This is a genomic window from Agrobacterium sp. T29 (assembly GCF_006970545.1).
Classification (GTDB): domain Bacteria; phylum Pseudomonadota; class Alphaproteobacteria; order Rhizobiales; family Rhizobiaceae; genus Agrobacterium; species Agrobacterium leguminum.
In genome coordinates this window covers 1244237-1261954 of the sequence record NZ_CP040641.1, presented here as the reverse complement: position 1 = coordinate 1261954, position 17718 = coordinate 1244237, and the positions used below count along the sequence as shown (strand labels likewise).

The 17718-nt window shown below is 59.7% G+C and carries 15 protein-coding genes and 1 tRNA gene; 12 read left to right on the top strand and 4 right to left on the bottom strand.

The features are described from left to right. Positions 1 to 11: 11 nt before the first annotated feature. Positions 12 to 2174 carry a TonB-dependent siderophore receptor gene (locus FGF54_RS20800; RefSeq protein WP_168208203.1) on the bottom strand — a complete coding sequence of 721 codons (2163 nt, stop codon included), beginning with the start codon at positions 2172 to 2174 and terminating at the stop codon, positions 12 to 14. A gap of 157 nt (positions 2175 to 2331) precedes the next feature. On the opposite strand from FGF54_RS20800, the gene FGF54_RS20795 reads away from it, so the two are divergent. The 5 genes from FGF54_RS20795 (at position 2332) to FGF54_RS20775 (ending at position 7684) form a co-directional block, all read left to right on the top strand. Continuing rightward, positions 2332 to 3243, top strand: a complete 912-nt coding sequence (locus FGF54_RS20795; protein ID WP_142781600.1) for a LysR family transcriptional regulator — start codon at positions 2332 to 2334, stop codon at positions 3241 to 3243. Between the two features lie 243 nt (positions 3244 to 3486). Continuing rightward, positions 3487 to 3750, top strand: coding sequence for a hypothetical protein (locus tag FGF54_RS20790; protein ID WP_059755951.1), 264 nt, complete (start codon positions 3487 to 3489; stop codon positions 3748 to 3750). A 187-nt stretch (positions 3751 to 3937) separates the two neighbouring features. After that, positions 3938 to 5605, top strand: coding sequence for a phosphoethanolamine transferase (locus tag FGF54_RS20785; protein ID WP_142780979.1), 1668 nt, complete (start codon positions 3938 to 3940; stop codon positions 5603 to 5605). A 65-nt stretch (positions 5606 to 5670) separates the two neighbouring features. Further along, positions 5671 to 6324, top strand: coding sequence for a response regulator transcription factor (locus FGF54_RS20780; RefSeq protein WP_020010073.1), 654 nt, complete (start codon positions 5671 to 5673; stop codon positions 6322 to 6324). 22 nt (positions 6325 to 6346) lie between these two features. Next, positions 6347 to 7684 carry a HAMP domain-containing sensor histidine kinase gene (locus FGF54_RS20775; protein WP_003522097.1) on the top strand — a complete coding sequence of 446 codons (1338 nt, stop codon included), beginning with the start codon at positions 6347 to 6349 and terminating at the stop codon, positions 7682 to 7684. A 62-nt stretch (positions 7685 to 7746) separates the two neighbouring features. Here the strand turns inward: FGF54_RS20775 and FGF54_RS20770 are convergent, their stop codons facing one another. Further along, entirely contained in the window at positions 7747 to 9051 is a 1305-nt protein-coding gene (locus FGF54_RS20770; RefSeq protein WP_020809219.1) for an MFS transporter, read from the bottom strand. Between the two features lie 290 nt (positions 9052 to 9341). Between FGF54_RS20770 and FGF54_RS20765 the strand changes: the two genes are divergently transcribed. The 5 genes from FGF54_RS20765 to FGF54_RS20740 all read left to right on the top strand — a co-directional run bounded on the left by FGF54_RS20765 (position 9342) and on the right by FGF54_RS20740 (position 14882). Next, entirely contained in the window at positions 9342 to 10451 is a 1110-nt protein-coding gene (locus FGF54_RS20765; RefSeq protein WP_142780978.1) for an RHE_PE00001 family protein, read from the top strand. A gap of 255 nt (positions 10452 to 10706) precedes the next feature. After that, positions 10707 to 10937, top strand: a complete 231-nt coding sequence (locus FGF54_RS20760) for a helix-turn-helix domain-containing protein (RefSeq protein WP_003522093.1) — start codon at positions 10707 to 10709, stop codon at positions 10935 to 10937. A gap of 232 nt (positions 10938 to 11169) precedes the next feature. After that, positions 11170 to 12420 carry an adenylate/guanylate cyclase domain-containing protein gene (locus FGF54_RS20755; protein WP_142780977.1) on the top strand — a complete coding sequence of 417 codons (1251 nt, stop codon included), beginning with the start codon at positions 11170 to 11172 and terminating at the stop codon, positions 12418 to 12420. Positions 12421 to 12632: 212 nt separating this feature from the next. Then, the gene (gene iolG, locus FGF54_RS20745; protein WP_142780976.1) at positions 12633 to 13625 is read left to right on the top strand and encodes an inositol 2-dehydrogenase; all 993 of its coding nucleotides are present in this window, start codon (positions 12633 to 12635) and stop codon (positions 13623 to 13625) included. 372 nt (positions 13626 to 13997) lie between these two features. Then, the gene (locus FGF54_RS20740; protein ID WP_065657425.1) at positions 13998 to 14882 is read left to right on the top strand and encodes a DMT family transporter; all 885 of its coding nucleotides are present in this window, start codon (positions 13998 to 14000) and stop codon (positions 14880 to 14882) included. 21 nt (positions 14883 to 14903) lie between these two features. Here FGF54_RS20740 and FGF54_RS20735 read toward each other — a convergent pair whose 3' ends face one another. Further along, on the bottom strand, positions 14904 to 15959 hold the full coding sequence (locus tag FGF54_RS20735) for an ornithine cyclodeaminase (RefSeq protein WP_142781599.1): 1056 nt from the start codon (positions 15957 to 15959) through the stop codon (positions 14904 to 14906). Between the two features lie 13 nt (positions 15960 to 15972). After that, a complete protein-coding gene (rocF, locus tag FGF54_RS20730; RefSeq protein ID WP_035264543.1) occupies positions 15973 to 16893 on the bottom strand; it encodes an arginase in 921 nt (306 codons plus the stop codon). A gap of 128 nt (positions 16894 to 17021) precedes the next feature. Between rocF and FGF54_RS20725 the strand changes: the two genes are divergently transcribed. Continuing rightward, on the top strand, positions 17022 to 17459 hold the full coding sequence (locus FGF54_RS20725) for an Lrp/AsnC family transcriptional regulator (RefSeq protein WP_003508428.1): 438 nt from the start codon (positions 17022 to 17024) through the stop codon (positions 17457 to 17459). A gap of 123 nt (positions 17460 to 17582) precedes the next feature. Then, positions 17583 to 17656: transfer RNA gene (locus FGF54_RS20720), tRNA-Gln, on the top strand. Positions 17657 to 17718: the final 62 nt, after the last annotated feature.

Genomic DNA, 17718 nt, shown 5'->3' with positions numbered 1-17718 from the left:
TTGATATGGCGTCACCAACGATAGGTCAGCTTGCCCATAACCGTTCTTCCGTCACCGTAATAGCATCCGAAAGTGGAGCAACTAGAAATATATTCTTTATCAGTCAAGTTTTGCACCAGAAGCGAGGCGCGGTAGCCGTTTTTCTCGTAATGCACGCCGAGATCGAGCAGGGCGAGGCCCTTCATCTCGAAGGTATTGGCGGCATCGCCATAACGTTTTCCGACATAACGCACACCGCCGCCGATGCCGAAACCCTCAAGGGCGGTATCTTCCGGGAAAGTGTAATCCAGCCAGAGGCTTGCGGCGTGCCGGGGCGTGCTGTCCAGCTCCTTGCCGTTATTCACGCGGCCGGAGACCTCGCTGTCCATGTAGGTATAGGCCGCGCGCAGGTCGAGCCCGTCGGCAAGGCTTGCGACGCCTTCAAGCTCGAGGCCTTTCACATGCGCCTCGTCCATCTGCTGCGTCACGCCGCCCACCGTCGTCGTGACGTTCTTCTGTGTCAGATCGTAGATCGCGGCGGAAAAGAAACCGTCGAAACCCTCGGGCTGGTATTTGACGCCCGCTTCCCATTGTTCGCCGGTGGTCGGTTTCGGCGCATCGCCGACAGCCGGCTGCGGCACCGGCTCGAAGGAGGTCGCGTAGCTGACATAGGGCGCGATGCCGCCATCGAACAGATAGCTGACGCCGACGCGGCCGGTCAGCTTGTGATCGTCCTTGTCGAGCGAGCGGTAGGTGGTGCCGTTGAAGGTCGTGCCGCTGGTGCTTGCCCAGTCCTGCCGCAGGCCGGCGGTGACGCGCCAGTTCTCGAAGGCGATCTCGTCCTGCGCATAAAGGCCGATCTGGGAAATATCCGTCTTCACATCGGCATAAAGCGTGCGCGAGGTGAGGCTGATCGGCCCGCCATAGACCGGATTGACGGGATTGAGCGGCGTCGCGGCCCAGAATTCGGTTTTGACGTTATTGTCGAAATAACGGTAGTCCAGCCCGACAAGCAGGGTGTGGTCGATTGGCCCCGTGGAGAACTCCGCCTGCAGGTTGTTGTCGATGTTGAAAGTGTTCAGCAGCTCGTCCTGGAACGTCGCATTGCGGCGGATGAGATTGCCGATCATGCCACTATTGGTCGAAGACATGCCGAGCGCACGGTAGGACCAGTCGAAATTGGAATAACGCGCATTCTGCCGGAAGGTGAAGGTCTCGTCGAAACGGTGCTCGAATTCATAGCCGATATTGGTGAATTTGCGGCTCGACGTATCGAAGGACGGATCGCCGACATAAAAGCTGCGGTCCAGCATATTGCCGGGTCTGAGATAGGTCAGCGCCGGCGGCAGGCCGGAGGGCGAACTCGGATTGTCGTGCTGATAGGAGGCAAGAACCGTCAGCTTCGTATCCTCGTCCGGCTGCCAGGTCAGCGCCGGTGCGATGAAATAACGGTCGTTCTGCAAGTTGTCCGTCTGGGCATGGGCGTTGCGCGCAAGGCCGGTCAGGCGATAGGCGAAACTGTCGCTATCCGCCACCGGGCCGCCAATATCGAACATCGACTGGTAATAGTCGAAGCTGCCGATCTGCACACCGACTTCGCCGAACCGTTCGAAGGTCGGCCGCTTGCTGATGAGATTGATGAGGCCGCCGGGATTGCCCTGACCGAAAAGAACGGAAGCAGGCCCGCGAATGACTTCCACGCGCTCCAGGCCGTAGACCTCATAGGAGGGCGCACCGGCGGTACGCATCAGCCGCAGACCGTTCAGGAACTGCAACTGGTTTCCCTGGAACCCGCGAATGCGCGGCGCATCGAAACGCGGATCCGCCCCAAACGGCTGCGCGACGACACCCGGAACATAATTCAGCGCCTCGCTGAGATTGCGAACATTCTGAGCATCCATCTGGTCCTTGGTGATGACGGATACGGATTGCGGCGTCTCGATCAGGGATCGCCCCGTCTTGGTGGCGCTGGCGCTGGTTTTCGCCACATAGCCTTTCACGGGCGCCTTGGGATCCTGATTTTTGGCGCCCTCCACGGTGATGGTCTGCAGCACCGTCGTACCGGCCTCCTGCGCAAAGGCGGAAGCCGGGGCCAAAAAGGCCACATAAGCGACGACGGCGCAACCGCCGGCCAGAATGGAAATGTGTTTGGTTTTTCCCTGCACCCCAAGCCCCTTCATCACCCGCGCCACCATAAGGCGGTATTTTTCTGGAGAATTTAAGTCATCTTATTACGCAAGGGACGAATTGTGATCCAATAAGCGCAGCCGGTTTTTTTCAGAACTATTGATTATGAAAACTTACAGCGATAATAGCTTGGAATTATTCAAATCTGCCGGAAAGGCCGTGACGATGGGCAGGAAACCGGCAAGCCGGGCAGAGACGTTCGAATTGCGCCACCTGCGCTATTTCACCACGCTGGTGGATGAGCGCAATTTCGAGCGCGCCGCCGCCCGCCTCGGCATTGCCCAGCCGGGCTTGAGCCAGCAGATCATGGCGCTCGAACAGATTGTCGGCATGCCGCTTCTCGACCGGACGCGGCGCTCGGTGAAGCTGACCACGCCCGGACAGCTTCTCTACGAGGATGCCCGGAAGATCCTCGCCAATGCCGAGGCGACGCTCGCGGCGCTCAAACGTGTCGACCGCGGCGAAACCGGGCGCATTTCCATCGGTTATGTCGCCTCGGCCGCCTATTCCGGCCTGATGATCCGGTCCATCGCCAGTTTCCGCGCCTCCCATCCCGATGTGGAACTGCAATTGATCGAGATGGAGATGCGGCTGCAACTGGCCAAGATTGCCGACGGCAATCTGGACTTCGCCTTCATACGCCCGCCCGCGCCTGTTCCGGAAGGTGTGACAACCCATGTGGTGCTGCGCGAACCGTTGATGGCCGCGCTTCCTGAAAACCATCCCCTGGCGTTTGCGCTGCAGGTCGATCTGAAAAACCTTGCCGGCGAGACCTTCATTACCCCGCGGCAACCACCGGATGTCGGCTTTCATTACAATACGATAGAAGCCTGCAATGAAGCCGGGTTCCAGCCGGCGATCACCCCGGAAGGCAGGGACTACACCACGATTACCAGCATGGTGGCGATCGGCCTCGGCGTCGCGCTGGTGCCGCGCTCGCTTAATTGCCTGAGGTTGCCCGGTGTGCGCTACGTGCCGCTTGCGGCCAGTTCCACGACCTCGGACCTCGCTATAGCCCACCGGAAAACGGAAGCCTCTCCCGCCGTCAGGGCCTTCATTCTCCATATGCGCAATTGAAGCGACAGCAACCGCCCGCCTGCCGATCCCGTGGACGAAAAATCCGCCATCACCCGTTTGCGCCGCATCGGCGGCAACAGGCGGGGGCGGCGTAACCGCATGGGATTGCGAAAGGAATGACGCTCTTGCGGGCAGGCCCAACACGAGGCCGAAATCCTGTCCGAATATTTCCTGTCCCCGCTTTTCCCCACAGCCGCAGCGCACCCCATAATCGCGGCAGATTTTAATTTACGGGAGACAGCAATGGCTGAGACTTACGAACACCACGCCGCCGGCCTCGAATCCCCGGCGTCCCACGCTTTCGATGTCGTTCCGGACGATACGAGCCCGCTTCCTTCCCCCACCCGCGCCATCTATGTGGGCAATGGCGGCCATCTCTGCCTGACCCTGCTTTCCGGGGCAACGGTGACCTTCCAGAACCTGCCCGCAGGCAGCCTGCTGCCGGTCAGGGCCACGCGCATATTTGCAACGCGCACCACCGCCACAGGCATCGTAGGCCTCAATTAAGGCCTCTATCGTCTCGACTATCTGAAACACCACCACCGAGCGGCCACGACGGAGTGTGACACTTTCATGACAAGCTTTCAGGTTGATGTCAGCAAAATGACGCATCCGCCATTGATCGGCCCATGCGGCAGCCTGGACGGCGGCGTTTTCGCCCCGTCTCCGTTGCCGCCGGCCTATTGGAAATCTGGTGGATCTGACAGTGGCTCTTTTTACCGCGAAAGCGACGGGAACAGTAACATATCGTCCGGAAATCGGCAGCGTGCCGCTCAGCCTGCTGACGGCGGCCTATCTGCTGTTTTTCACGAACCGGACATTCTGGTCGAAGGTTCACACCTATCTTTCCGCCTATCCGGTCGCCATTGTCGCGCTTTATGCCGCCATGGCCGCCTTTCTCGGCGCCCTCATCATCATTTTTTCCGCCAAATATCTCATCAAGCCGTTTTTGATCTTCCTGGTCTTCGCGGCGGCCGCCGCCTCCTGGTTCATGGATCGCTACGGCATCGTCATCGACAGCGACATGATCCGCAACGCCATGGAGACGACGCAGGCGGAAGCCGGCAATCTGATCACGCCCGGCTTTCTCTGGCACATGGCGATTTACGGACTGGTGCCGTCCCTCCTCATCGCCACCGTGCGTGTGCGCCACCGCCCAATCCTCGACAAGCTTTTGTGGAACACGATCAGTATCCTGATCTGTCTTTCCATCGCCGGCATCATCAGCTTCGCCAATTCCAAAACCTTCACCACCGCCGTGCGCCAGCACAAGGATATTGTCAAAAGCGTCAATCCCTTGTCGCCGATCATGTCGGCCATTCATTATTTCACGCTGGCGGGCAAGGAAGTCGATATTCAGGTCAGCCCGGTCGGCGGGGATGCGAAGGTCCTGCCTTCATTGGGCGGCGTCCGCAAACCCCGTATCACCGTCATCGTGGCGGGCGAGACGGCGCGGGCCGCGAACTTTTCCCTGAATGGCTATGGGCGCGATACCAATCCCGAGCTTACAAAACGCGGTGTGGTCTATTTTCCGAACACGACCAGCTGCGGCACCGCGACGGCGATTTCCATTCCCTGCATGTTCTCGAAGTTCCCGCGCTCGCAATATAGCCACAAAAAGGCGCTCGCCAATGAAAACGTCATGGATGTTCTTGTCCATGCCGGGGTCAGTGCGACATGGCTGGACAACAATACCGGCAGCAAGAACGTGGCCGACCGCATCCCCTATTTCGACCTGCCCTCCACCAATGACAGCCGCTTCTGCACCGGCGGGGAATGCCGCGACGATATCTTCTTCGACAAGCTCGACTCCTGGCTCAACAACGTCACCAGGGACAGTGTCATCGTGCTGCACCAGATGGGCAGCCACGGGCCGACTTATTATCTGCGCTATACCGACGAATTCCGTAAATTCACCCCGGATTGCCGCACGGCCGAGCTTGGCAACTGCTCCGACGCGGAGATCGTCAACTCCTACGACAACACGCTTCTTTATACCGACCATTTCCTCTCGACCGTGATCGACAAGCTGAAGGCCCGTTCCGACAGGCTGGCGACGGGCATGATCTATGCGTCGGACCATGGCGAGTCGCTCGGCGAGAACGGCGTCTACCTGCATGGTGCGCCCTATCTGCTGGCGCCCGACCAGCAGACCCATGTGCCGTTTCTCGTCTGGTTCGACGACGACTTTGCGAAATCCATGGGGCTCAACAAAGCCTGCCTCGCAAAAACCGCGGCGGAGGGCGGGCGCTCGCACGACAATTATTTCCACAGCATCCTTGGCATGATGAACGTCTCCACTTCAGTCTACGATCCCTCGCTCGATGTCTTCGGCGGCTGCACCCAGCGCCAGAACAGCTGAAACACCGTGCTTGACGCTTATCCGGAGAAAGAGATACGCAGGACGAAGCGATAGAGGGAGCTGTCTTGCGGGTTCTGCTTGTTGAAGACGATCATGTGCTGGGCGAAGCGCTGCGGGACCATGTCGCAGCGGCGGGTCATGCTGTCGACTGGTTCAAGACGCTGGGCGACGCCATGGCGGCGACGCTGACGATGGGTTACGGCCTCATCCTGCTCGACATGCGCCTGCCGGATGGCGAGGGCATCACCCTTCTGCAAAGCCTGCGCCAGCGCGACGACGCGACGCCGGTGATCATTCTGACGGCCCATGACCAGGTTTCCGACCGGATTGCCGGGCTGAACGCCGGTGCGGACGATTATCTCGTCAAACCTTTCGATCTCAACGAGCTTTCGGCCCGTATGCTGGCGGTTTCGCGCCGTTACGAAGGGCGTTCCGCTCCCGTCATCCGCCTGCCCGGCATCGAGATCAACCAGGTGGCGCGCAACATCACGGTCGATGGAACGGCGCAGACGCTGAGCGCCCGGGAATGGGCCGTGCTGGAAAAACTCGTCGAACATCCCGGCGCGGTCGTCTCGAAAGCGCAATTGCACGACACGCTTTACGAATTCGGCGCGGAAATAGAAAGCAACACGGTCGAGGTCTATATCAGCCGGCTGCGCAAGAAAATCGGCCATGACCGCGTCGAAACCGTGCGCGGCGTCGGCTACACCATCCGATAGTCAGAATTACAAGCAGGCAGAAATGGCCAGACCGACCAGCATGACCCGCAAGCTCGTGACGGCGCTGACCAGCGTTGTCGCCATATCCTGGCTTCTCGCCTGCGGGCTGGGCGTCATGGTGATGCAGGATGAGTTCGCCGAAATTTTCGACGCCGGCGTTGAGGAAACCGCCGAAAGACTGCTGCCGCTATTGGTGGACGACCTGAGGGAAAACAACACCGCGCCTGCCGCGCAAAAGCTCAACCGGACGTCGGAACGGGCGGAATATCTGACCTATCAGGTCCGCGACCGGGAAGGACAGGTGGTGCTGCATTCGCATGACAGTTCGACGGAGCCTTTCGAGGTCTCGCTCGAACCCGGCTTTTCCGAAACCGCGACCCAGCGCATCTTTACAGTTGCGACACCGGACGGAAACTATTTCCTGCAGGTTGCCGATGCCTTCGCCAATCGCCGCGAAGCAATCGAAGAGGCGGGCACCGCGCTGCTGCTTCCCGTTCTCATCCTCATTCCCGCCAGCATTTTCGCCGTCATTGTCGTGGTGCGCAGAACGCTGCGACCGATACAGACCCTGCGCGACGACATCGGCAAAAAGGACGGCGGCAATCTCGCGCCGCTGCCGACGCAACCCTTTCCAGGCGAACTCCATCCCATTGCCCGTTCGGTCAATCTGCTGCTCGGACGATTGCGATCGGCAATCGAGGCGGAACGGGAATTCACCGCCAACAGCGCCCATGAATTGCGCACGCCGATTGCCGGCGCGCTGGCGCAGGCGCAGCGGCTGCACGCCGACATACCGCCGGAACTTGCACCGCGTGTGGAAAACATCGAAAAATCCCTGCAGCATCTCGCCCACCTGGCCGAAAAACTGCTTCAGATGTCGCGCGCGGAAGCGAGGATCGGGGTCACCGACACGGCAAACGATCTCATCCCCGTTCTCGAACTGGTTATCGATGACATGATGAGAACGGCCATCGGTTCATCCCGCATCCGCTTCACCAATCGCTGTGAAGGCGGCCTGTCCTGCAGGATCGGCGCGGATGCCTTTGGTATCATCGTCCGTAACCTCCTCGAAAATGCGCTGATCCACAGCCCGGCGGAAAGCCCGGTGCAGGTCGTCGCCGAAGCGGACGGCACGATCCGCATCGTCAATTCCGGGGCGGCAATCGACGCGGCGCTCCTACCCAAGCTGACGACGCGTTTTACCAGGGGCCAGACCACGGCGGACGGAACCGGGCTTGGCCTTGCCATCGTCAAGAGCCTGGTGGAGCAGGCCGGCGGAGAGCTGGTGCTTTCCTCGCCGGCGCCGGGCCGGCAGGACGGTTTTGAGGCCCGCATCGTCCTTCCCGCCGAAACCGCCTGAATGCCGAAAAGAAAAAGCCCCGTCGGAAGGACGGGGCTTTTTCCGGTCTGGATGGCGGTCGCTCAATCCTCGTGGATATGGCTGTGATCGCGCGTATCGCGCATCTTCACATAAACCACCAGCGACAGGGCGATCATGATCGTCACATACCAGAAGAACCAGTTTTCGTGGCCGATCTGCTTGAACTTCAGGGCCACGAATTCCGCCGTTCCGCCGAATATGGTGTTCGCCAGCGCATAGGGCAGAGCCACGCCAAGCGCGCGGATATGGGCGGGGAACATTTCCGCCTTCACCACCGCATTGATGGAGGTATAGCCGGTGACGATCAACAGGCCGACCAGCACGAGGGCGAAAGCCATGATGGGATCGGTCGTCGTCGCAAGCGTACTGAAGATCGCATAGGTGAACAGCGTTCCGAGAATACCGAAGCCGACCATCAGCGGCTTGCGGCCGATCCTGTCGGACAGCGCGCCCGCAATCGGCTGGCACAGCATGAAGACGAAGAGCGCCGCCGTGGTGATTTCCGTGGCGCTTTCCTTGCTGAAGCCGGAGGTGTTGACGAGGAATTTCTGCAGATAGGTCGTATAGGCATAAAAGGCGAGCGTGCCGCCGGAGGTGAGCGCCATAACCATCAGCGCTTCCCTTGGATAGTGCTTGAACAGCGCCCATCCGCTGGACTTCGGCTTGTCGGCAGCGCCGGTCTTGGCGTTTTCGAAGGACTGCGTCTCGACAAGGCCGCGGCGGATATAAAACACCGCAATCGCCAGAAGGCCGCCAATGAAGAAGGGAATGCGCCAGCCCCAGGAGCCGAGCTGTTCCGGCGTCAGAACCCGCTGCAGCACCAGAAGCACCGCCAACGCCAGAAGCTGACCGGAAATAAGCGTCACATATTGGAAGCTGGAGAAGAAACCGCGGCGGTTCTTGCCGGCCATTTCGCTGAGATAGGTTGCGCTGGCGCCATATTCGCCGCCAACGCTGATGCCCTGCAGAAGCCTTGCGAAAACCAGAATGGCCGGCGCGGCAATGCCGATCGCCTCATGGCCGGGCGTAATCGCGATCAGCAGCGAACCGAGACACATCAGCGTGACGGACAAGGTGAGACCGGCCTTGCGGCCCTTGCGGTCGGCATAGGTGCCCATGAACCAGGCCCCGATGGGCCGCATCAGAAATCCGACGGCGAAAACGGCGGCTGCACTCAGGAGCTCGGCGGTCTGGTTTCCGGAAGGGAAAAACACCGGCGCGAAATAAAGGGTGAAGGCCGAATAGACATACCAGTCGTACCATTCGACGAGGTTGCCCGCCGATCCGCCGATAATGGATTTCAAACGGGTTTTCTGGTCCGGCGCGGTGGCGGGACCATTTGCCATAATATTCACGGGTAAACTCCAATTCATCTTCGTCTGGAGATGGAAGGGCGAACGGAAGGTGTGATAATTTGTCGCTCTCGGTGGGGGTATATACCCGTCATGTTGCGGTGCGCAAGTTTATACCGCATCGCGATATTGCCGAAAAACCAGCCATGGCAGCTGAAGCCCTGCCGATTCCCGGCCTTCCGCCACCCTTTTTTCAGCGGATTTTCGGGTGGAAACCTCAAAAGTAAAACCGCCCGACTGTGATCCGCCTTGTAAGCCGCCCGCGCTCAAACTAAAAAATATCAATGATTTACGATATATCGGACGTCCAGATCGAAAAGCTTCTCGTTGCCGCCGCCCGTGCGGGCGAGGCGCTGGCGCGGCTGGACGAGCGGATCGACCGGTCACCGATGAAACACGGCTTCATCGAAAGACAGGATTTCACCGATGCGATTTCCTCCATGTGGGTGGATGGCGAACTCGTCCACATGGAAGATCTGGTGCTGCATGACGCGCATATGGATGTGCGCGCACCAACCCATGAAATGACGGCGGCGCACCGGATTCTCCGCTCGAGACGGCTGATCTTTTCCAATGCCCCCGGCTGGGCCTTTACCGCGCCGGGCCTTTCAAGGCTACGCGGCAGGGCAGCGCTTGCCGAAGAGCCAGCGCCTCCCAGACAAACACTCGACCACTCCCGCGATGAAGACACCGACGCGGAGGAGGAAACATCGCTGGATGGCGCTTTTTCCGAGCTGGATGCGCTTCTGGCGCGAAGCGCCGCAACGCTCGATGCGATCACCACCGGCAGCGCGCTTCCGCCAATGCACAGGGAGGAAAGCCATGCGATCATCAACGAACCCGACTGGGACGAGGATGAGCGGCTGAAAGAATGGTGGGACGTCCATGCGCGGACGGAGGAACTGCCGGCGATTCTTCGCACCGCCATCCTGCTCGACGCCTGGAACATGATCGAGGTGCTGCAACGCAGCCCCTGGCTCGGTCGGCTTCTGGCCTCCGCCTTTCTGCGCGACGGCGCCGTCACGCCCGATCACCTGCCGGCCCTCAGCGCCGGTCTCCGCGCGGTCCCACGGGAGCGCCGGCACGCCCGAAACCAGACGCAGCGCGTTCTTGCACTTCTCGACAGCTTTTACGAAGCGGCGCAGGCCGGCATGAAGGAACATGACCGGCTGGCCCATGCGCGTGAACGCATGATGCGCAAGCTGGCAGGCCGGCGTTCCTCCTCGCGGCTGCCGGAACTCGTGGAGCTTGTCGTCTCCCGACCGGTGGTTTCGGCGGCGATGATCGTCAAGGAACTCGGCACCACGCCGCAGGGCGCGATCGGGCTCGCCAACCAGCTGGAACTGCGGGAAGTGACGGGTCGCGGCCGGTTTCGCGCCTGGGGCATGCTGTAGCGAAAGCCGCCCGACCACTCGCGAGAGCCCGGAAAAATAGCAGTTTTTCGGCCTTTTTCCCGGCAGTGCGTGCCGCAGGAATGCAGCGATCACGAATCTTAACAAAATTTAACTATTGCGTAGGTCGATGAAGCCGCTATGTTCCTCGCTGCGTTGCAGCACCGATTTTCTTCTCCGGCAACGCGGTCGCATTCGGCCCCGGCAACTTTTCTTTGCCGCCCGCATTTAAGTGTCCATTCTGAGGGAGATGCAATAATGACAATTTCAATCTCACAACCCGATTCCGATCACGAAACCGATGCTCCTTTTGCCAAAAAGGTTCTCACCGCGCGCAATCTCGCCGGATATACGGTCGAACAGCTTGCCGTGACCTGCGGCCTGACGACCAGCGAAATACGCGCTCTCGAAGACGGCACGGACAGCGATCCGCTGCGCATCAGACGCGTTGCCGCAGCACTTCATATTCCTGTCGAAACCGTTATCTGATCCACCTTAGCGATCATCAAAAATCTCAGCGCCGCCGGGGACGATGTTCCCGGGAACATCCGGGCGGCGCGCGTGGCCCGATGCCGCCAGTGCCTTCCGGAACATTTTCCGCACCCCTCTCTTAACATTTTCGTTATCCGGCACCACATGGGGTTCACGAGCGACCATGTTCGGCCGAGTGCGACATGTGCCCCGCTTGTGCGAGAGCAGCAACAACCTCCGGAATCCTGCCATGACACTAAGTCTCGACACCGAAGAACGGGTTTCTTCAGCATTGGATGAATTGTGGCCAGCGGAAAAGACGGAAATTCTCGACTGGCTGATCACCGGCACCAAGGACGAACGCTTTATCGACGAGATATTCGTCGAGCTCTGCAACAGGCTGCGGGCGAGCGGAATTTCCGTGGCCCGGGGCGTGCTCGCTTTCCGCATTCGCCATCCGCAATGGCTTGGCGCGCGCATTCTGTGGAAAGCCGGCCTGTCCTCCGCCGAGATCGCCACCTATGGCTATGGGTCTGAAAATACGCCCGAATATCTGAACAGCCCTATCAACGACATTCATCAGGGCGCCACCGAAGTCCGCCACCGGCTGAACGGAGAGGACATCGATGAGCCCGGCTATACGATCTACGAAGACCTGCGCGCCGAGGGGCTGACGGATTATTGCGCCTGGCCGATCGAGCACACTTTCGGCAAGCGCCACGTCGCCACCTTCTCCAGCGACCGGCCCGGCGGTTTTTCCGACAGCGAAATCCTCGCCTTGAAAAACCTGCTTCCGGCGCTCGCGCTCGTCAGCGAAATACGCCTGAAAAACCGCATGACGCGCACCCTTCTGGAGACCTATGTGGGGCCGCATGCCGGCGAAAAAATCCTCAACGGCGCTACCACGCGCGGCAGCGGCATGACGGTGGGTGCGGCGATCCTGATCTGCGACCTGCGCAATTTCACCCATATTTCCGACCTTTGGCCGCGTGACGATGTCATCGAGCTTCTCAACGGTTATTTCGACGCCATGTGCGATCCCATCGAGGAATTCGGCGGCGAAATCCTGAAATTCATGGGCGACGGGCTGCTGGCGATTTTCCCGCTCAGCGACCCGCAGGCCTGCGAAAACCTGCTGAAGGCCATCGCCAGCGCGCAGAAGAGCCTCGTTGCGCTGAATGAAATCAATTGCCGCAAGGGCCACGATCCCCTGGGTTACGGCATCGGCGTGCATGTCGGCGATGTCATGTATGGCAATATCGGCTCGAAAACCCGCCTCGATTTCACCGTCATCGGCCCCGCCGTCAATATCGCCTCGCGGCTGGAAACGCTGACCAAGGAGACCGGGCGCAATGTGCTTTTCTCCGAAGAATTCGTGCGCATGGCCGGATATCAGGGAAAGCTGGAAAATCTCGGCCCATGGCTGCTGCGCGGCCTCGAAACCCCGGTCGAAGTATATGCCCTGCCCCACAATGCGGCCCTGACAGCTTCGGCCGATTGATTATCGTGAGGGGCTTTTAACGACACCGGCCATCCGCGCCGCATGACCTTCCCGAAGAGCGATTTCGGCCGTCTGGATCATCGTCAAAACGCTTGACACGTCTGCGATGTCGATCTAGCAAAATGGAACATATATTCCATATCGAAACATTGCTTGCATTCATATTCTGTCTTTCCGGGAGTGAGGGACGGGTGTGAGAAACCGGAGGAAAGATGGTTACGAAATTGGCACTGCTCGGCGCTGGACGGATCGGCAAGGTCCACGCCAAGGCGATCACCACCGACAGCCGTGCGCAGCTGGTGGCCGTTGTGGACGCCATGGCCGGTGCTGCGGAAGCAATCGCCCGCGAGGCGCAGTGCAAGGTCAGCACGATCGATGAGGTTCTGGCCGACAAGACGATCGATGCCGTCATCATCTGCACCCCGACCAACACCCATGCCGACCTGATCGAGCGTTTTGCCCGCGCCGGCAAGGCGATCTTCTGCGAAAAGCCCGTCGATCTCGATGTCGCCCGCGCGGAAGCCTGCGCCAAGGTGGTCGAGGAAACCGGCGCGAAGGTGATGCTCGGTTTCAACCGCCGTTTCGACCCGCATTTCCAGGCCGTTCACAAGGCAATTGAAGATGGCCGCATCGGCAAGGTGGAAATGGTGACCATCACCAGCCGCGACCCCGGCCCGCCGCCGGCCGAATATATCAAGGTCTCCGGCGGCATTTTCCGCGACATGACCATTCATGATTTCGATATGGCCCGTTTTCTGCTCGGCGAGGAAGTGGAAAGCGTGTTCGCCACCGGCTCCGTCCTCGTCAATCCGGAAATCGGCGCGCTGGGTGATTTCGACAGCGCCAGCATCATCCTGACGACGAAAAGCGGCAGGCAGGCGATCATTTCGAATTCCCGCCGCGCGACCTATGGTTACGACCAGCGCATCGAAGTGCACGGTTCGCTGGGTTCGGCAGCGGCCGAAAACCAGCGCCCGGTTTCCATCGAAATCGCCAATGCGGATGGCTACACCCGCCCGCCGCTGCATGATTTCTTCATGACGCGTTACACGGCGGCCTATGCCGCGGAAATCACCGCTTTCATCGACAGCATCGAAAACAACGTCGCGCCGTCGCCTTCCATCAAGGACGGTCTGATCGCGCTGAAACTGGCCGATGCCGCGCTGAAATCCGCGACCTCGAAGACGGCCGTGAAGATCGGCTGAAGGCCTTAAGCGCGACGCCGTCATGTGGGCATGAACCCCACCAGACATGTTGCCGTCATCCTCGGCCTTGTGCCGAGGATCTAAACACGTCGAATACAACCAGCAAGTCGCAGATCCTCGGGACAGGCCCGAGGATGACGTCGGTGCAATTGGCATGAATTAAAGACTTGCGCCTTTTCGAGAAATCTAAACCAGACAGTAGCGCAGGCTAAGCCGGCAATCCGCCTGCCGAAAACGCAGCTCCCACACTTGCATGGCAGCTATTCGGAAAATAAGGTTGTCTGACAAGGTACGGCCGTAACATATGGCTGTTACCCACCTCATTCACCCCGAATACTCTTTTGCCGGCGGCAGTCGGATAGCGGTTTTTTCATGCCATCACCCAGGACCGGCTTTCTTTATGCGCTTGTCGCTTTCACGATCTTTGCGGCGCAGGATGGCATATCGAAACATCTGGGCAGCGCTTATCCGCCGGTTTTTATCGCCATGCTGCGATACTGGGCCTTTGCCGTCTTCGTTCTTTTAATGGCCGCAAGGTCTGCGGGCGGCATTCGGGGCGCCGTCATGGCCAACCGTCCCTGGCTGCAGATCGGCCGCGGTGTGCTTCTCGCCGTGCAGATCGTCATTTCGATCTTCTCCTTCGCCGTCGTCGGGCTGGCGCACAGCCATTCCATCCTTGCCTCCGCACCGCTGATCGTTGCGGCACTGTCCATGCCTTTGCTGGGAGAACATGTGGGCTGGCGGCGCTGGAGCGCCATTTTTGTCGGCTTCATCGGCGTTCTCGTCATCCTCAAGCCGGAGGGAGACGGTTTCGACAACCGGCTGATGATCACCTTCGTGGCCACCTTCATGCTGGCGCTCTATAGCGTCCTGACCCGCCTCGGCAGCAAAAGCGATTCGGCGATGACAAGCTTCTTCTACACCGGCGTGGCCGGTGCGGCGGCCCTGACGCTGGTCGGCCCGTTTTATTGGGTCAGCATCGAGCCGCAGGATTGGGGCTGGATGCTGGCGCTGTGCATTACCGGCATGAGCGGCCATTATTGCCTGATAAAGGCGTTCGAACTGGCGGATGCGGCCTCAGTGCAGCCCTTTTCCTATTATCAGCTGGTGCTCGTCTCCATCATCGGCGTCACCGTCTATGGCGAGGTAGTGACGTCCAACATGGTCATCGGTGCGGCGATCGTCATTGCCGCCGGCCTCTTCACTATCTGGCGTGAGCATGTGGTTTCCCGCAAGAACCGCCGGGAGACGAAATAGGCAGCCGGCGCTGGAAAGCCCCTAGACGAGCGCCGCCTCACACCGCAGCAGCATACCGAACAGGTCACGCGGCTCATCCGGGTCGGCCAGCAGATCGAGCTCCGTATAAAGCCCGGTGGATGGCAGCTTCGAGCGCACGTAACGCAGAGCCGAAAAATCTTCCGTCGCGAAGCCGACGCTGTCGAACAGCGTGATCTGCCGGTCGCTTGCCCGCCCCTGCTTTTCACCGGTTATGACCTGCCAAAGCTCGGTGACGGGATAATCCGCCGGCAATTGCTGGATTTCACCTTCAATGCGCGTCTGCGGCGGATATTCGACGAAAATATCGGATCGAAGCAGAATATCCCGATGCAACTCCGTCTTGCCGGGGCAATCGCCGCCAACGGCATTGATGTGAATGCCGGGCCCGACCATGTTGTCGGTCAGGATCGTCGCATATTGCTTGTCAGCGGTGACGGTGGTGATGATATCCGCCCCTTCGACCGCTTCCTGTGCGCTCTCACAGATCTTGATGGCAAAACCCTGCCCGGCGAGATTGCGGGCGCATTTTTCGCTGGCGGACGGGTCGATATCGAATAGCCGCAGCGTGTCTATGCCAAGAATCGCCTTGAAGGCGCGCGCCTGGAATTCGCTCTGGGCGCCATTGCCGATGATGGCCATGGAGCGGGAGTTTTTGCGGGCGAGAAATTTTGCGGCGACGGCGGAGGTGGCGGCGGTGCGCAGCGCCGTCAGGATTGTCATCTCGGTCAGAAGCAGCGGATAACCATTGCCGACATCGGAAAGCACGCCGAAAGCCGTTACCGTCTGGCGGCCTTCCTTCATGTTCTTCGGATGGCCGTTGACATATTTGAAGCCGTAAAGCGTGCCATCGCTGGTCGGCATCAGTTCAATGACGCCTTCCTTCGAATGCGAGGCGATGCGCGGCGTCTTGTCGAAGCTTTCCCAGCGGCGGAAATCCTCTTCCACCGCATCGGCAAGCTCGCGCAGGAAGGTATCGATGCCCACGCGCAGCACGAGTTTCATCATGTGATCGACGCTGACGAAGGGCACGATATTGAGGTTCGGTATCACGGTCATCATATCACCCCTTTCAGCCGGCCCGTGTCGGGCGGTCCATGACCCGCTTGCCCATCAGGCTGGCGGCGAGATCCACCATCAGGGTCGCGGTTCTACCGCGCTCGTCGAGAAACGGGTTGAGCTCCACCAGATCGAGGCTGCAGACCAGCCCGCTATCATGCAGCATTTCCATGACCAGATGCGCCTCGCGGAACGTCGCACCGCCCGGAACCGTGGTGCCGACGGCCGGCGCGATGGACGGCTCGAGAAAATCGACATCGAGACTAACATGCAAAAGCCCGTTTGCCGCCTGAACCCGCGCCAGAAACGCCCGCAGCAGAACGGCGACGCCATGCTCGTCGATCGAGCGCATGTCGTGCACGGTGATACCGCTCTTTTCCAGTGCGGCCCTCTCCGCCGGATCCACACTGCGGATGCCGATCATGCCGATATTGTCTTCCGGAACCGCATGGGAAAGCGGCGGGAAATAACCGGCAAATCCCTCTCGACCACTGAAATAGGCGACTGGCGTGCCGTGCAGATTGCCGCTGCGCGTCGTCTCAAGCGTATGATAATCGGTATGGGCATCGAGCCAGAGCACGAAAAACGGCCGGCCGGTCTCGGCCACCCGGCGCGCCATGCCGGCAACCGTCCCCGCGGAAATCGCATGGTCGCCGCCGAGAAAGATCGGCACGGCATCCGCGCTTTCACGATAGGCAGCCTCCGTCAGCGCCTCGGTCCAGGCCACGGTTTCAGACAGATGATGCACGGCGGGATTGGGATGGTTAAATTCGCGGAAGGTCGCCGGCGTCACATTGCCGGTATCGACAACGCGATGCCCCAGTTCTTCAAGGGCATGAGCAAGCCCCGCGACGCGATAGGCGCTCGGTCCCATCTCGCATCCCAATTGCCCGGCCCCGATTTGCAGCGGCGCACCGATCAACCTGATTTCCATTCCCGTCCTCGCTTTCCTGCCAACAAGCCCAGTTCACCACAGTGATCTGGCGAAATGAACATCAAATATTGGCAATATTATCGAAATAAGCTATCGATCTGGTAAAATTGATTTATCGAATTGGTCATATGGATAATCTCGACGAACGGCTCATCACTCTTTTGCGACACAATGGCAGGCGCAGCATTTCCGATCTCGCAATCGAGACGGAAACCTCGCGCGCGACGGTGCGCTCACGCATCGAAAGAATGGAAAATGACGGCACCATCATCGGTTACACCGTCATCCTGCGCGCCGATGCGGTGGAGGCCGCGATCCGCGGCATCATGATGATCGAGATCGAAGGCCATGTGACGGACCGCGTCATCCGCACCCTTGGCGGTTTTCCGGAAATCTCCGAAATCCACAGCACCAACGGCCGCTGGGATCTCATTGTGGAACTCAACGCCGCCACGCTCAGCGATTTCGACGCGGTACTGCGCCGCATCCGCCTGGTGCCTGGCATCACCGGCAGCGAGACCAGCCTTTTGCTCTCCACCCCACGCTCCACCCGGGCACGGCTCTGAACCGGGGAGCAAAACGCAAAACAGGGATAAAACGCATTTTTCGATTTTTTCGACTTGCGCCCCGGAATAAATCATCTATATGACGACCCACCAAAGCGAACGCGCCACGCGCTTTAAAGCTTTTGGGGAATAGTTCAATGGTAGAACAGCGGACTCTGACTCCGTCGATCTTGGTTCGAATCCAGGTTCCCCAGCCAAATTTCTCCAAATGAAATCAGCTTCTTGAGTTTTGAATATTGTACGGCATCGGGACGTCCCG

Coding starts and splice junctions, on each gene's coding strand:
- FGF54_RS20800 (WP_168208203.1), bottom strand. CDS start 2,174: ATGGTGGCGCGGGTGATGAAGGGGCTTGGGGTGCAGGGAAAAACCAAA.
- FGF54_RS20795 (WP_142781600.1), top strand. CDS start 2,332: ATGGGCAGGAAACCGGCAAGCCGGGCAGAGACGTTCGAATTGCGCCAC.
- FGF54_RS20790 (WP_059755951.1), top strand. CDS start 3,487: ATGGCTGAGACTTACGAACACCACGCCGCCGGCCTCGAATCCCCGGCG.
- FGF54_RS20775 (WP_003522097.1), top strand. CDS start 6,347: ATGGCCAGACCGACCAGCATGACCCGCAAGCTCGTGACGGCGCTGACC.
- FGF54_RS20770 (WP_020809219.1), bottom strand. CDS start 9,051: ATGGCAAATGGTCCCGCCACCGCGCCGGACCAGAAAACCCGTTTGAAA.
- FGF54_RS20765 (WP_142780978.1), top strand. CDS start 9,342: ATGATTTACGATATATCGGACGTCCAGATCGAAAAGCTTCTCGTTGCC.
- FGF54_RS20760 (WP_003522093.1), top strand. CDS start 10,707: ATGACAATTTCAATCTCACAACCCGATTCCGATCACGAAACCGATGCT.
- FGF54_RS20755 (WP_142780977.1), top strand. CDS start 11,170: ATGACACTAAGTCTCGACACCGAAGAACGGGTTTCTTCAGCATTGGAT.
- iolG (WP_142780976.1), top strand. CDS start 12,633: ATGGTTACGAAATTGGCACTGCTCGGCGCTGGACGGATCGGCAAGGTC.
- FGF54_RS20740 (WP_065657425.1), top strand. CDS start 13,998: ATGCCATCACCCAGGACCGGCTTTCTTTATGCGCTTGTCGCTTTCACG.
- FGF54_RS20735 (WP_142781599.1), bottom strand. CDS start 15,959: ATGACCGTGATACCGAACCTCAATATCGTGCCCTTCGTCAGCGTCGAT.
- rocF (WP_035264543.1), bottom strand. CDS start 16,893: ATGGAAATCAGGTTGATCGGTGCGCCGCTGCAAATCGGGGCCGGGCAA.
- FGF54_RS20725 (WP_003508428.1), top strand. CDS start 17,022: ATGGATAATCTCGACGAACGGCTCATCACTCTTTTGCGACACAATGGC.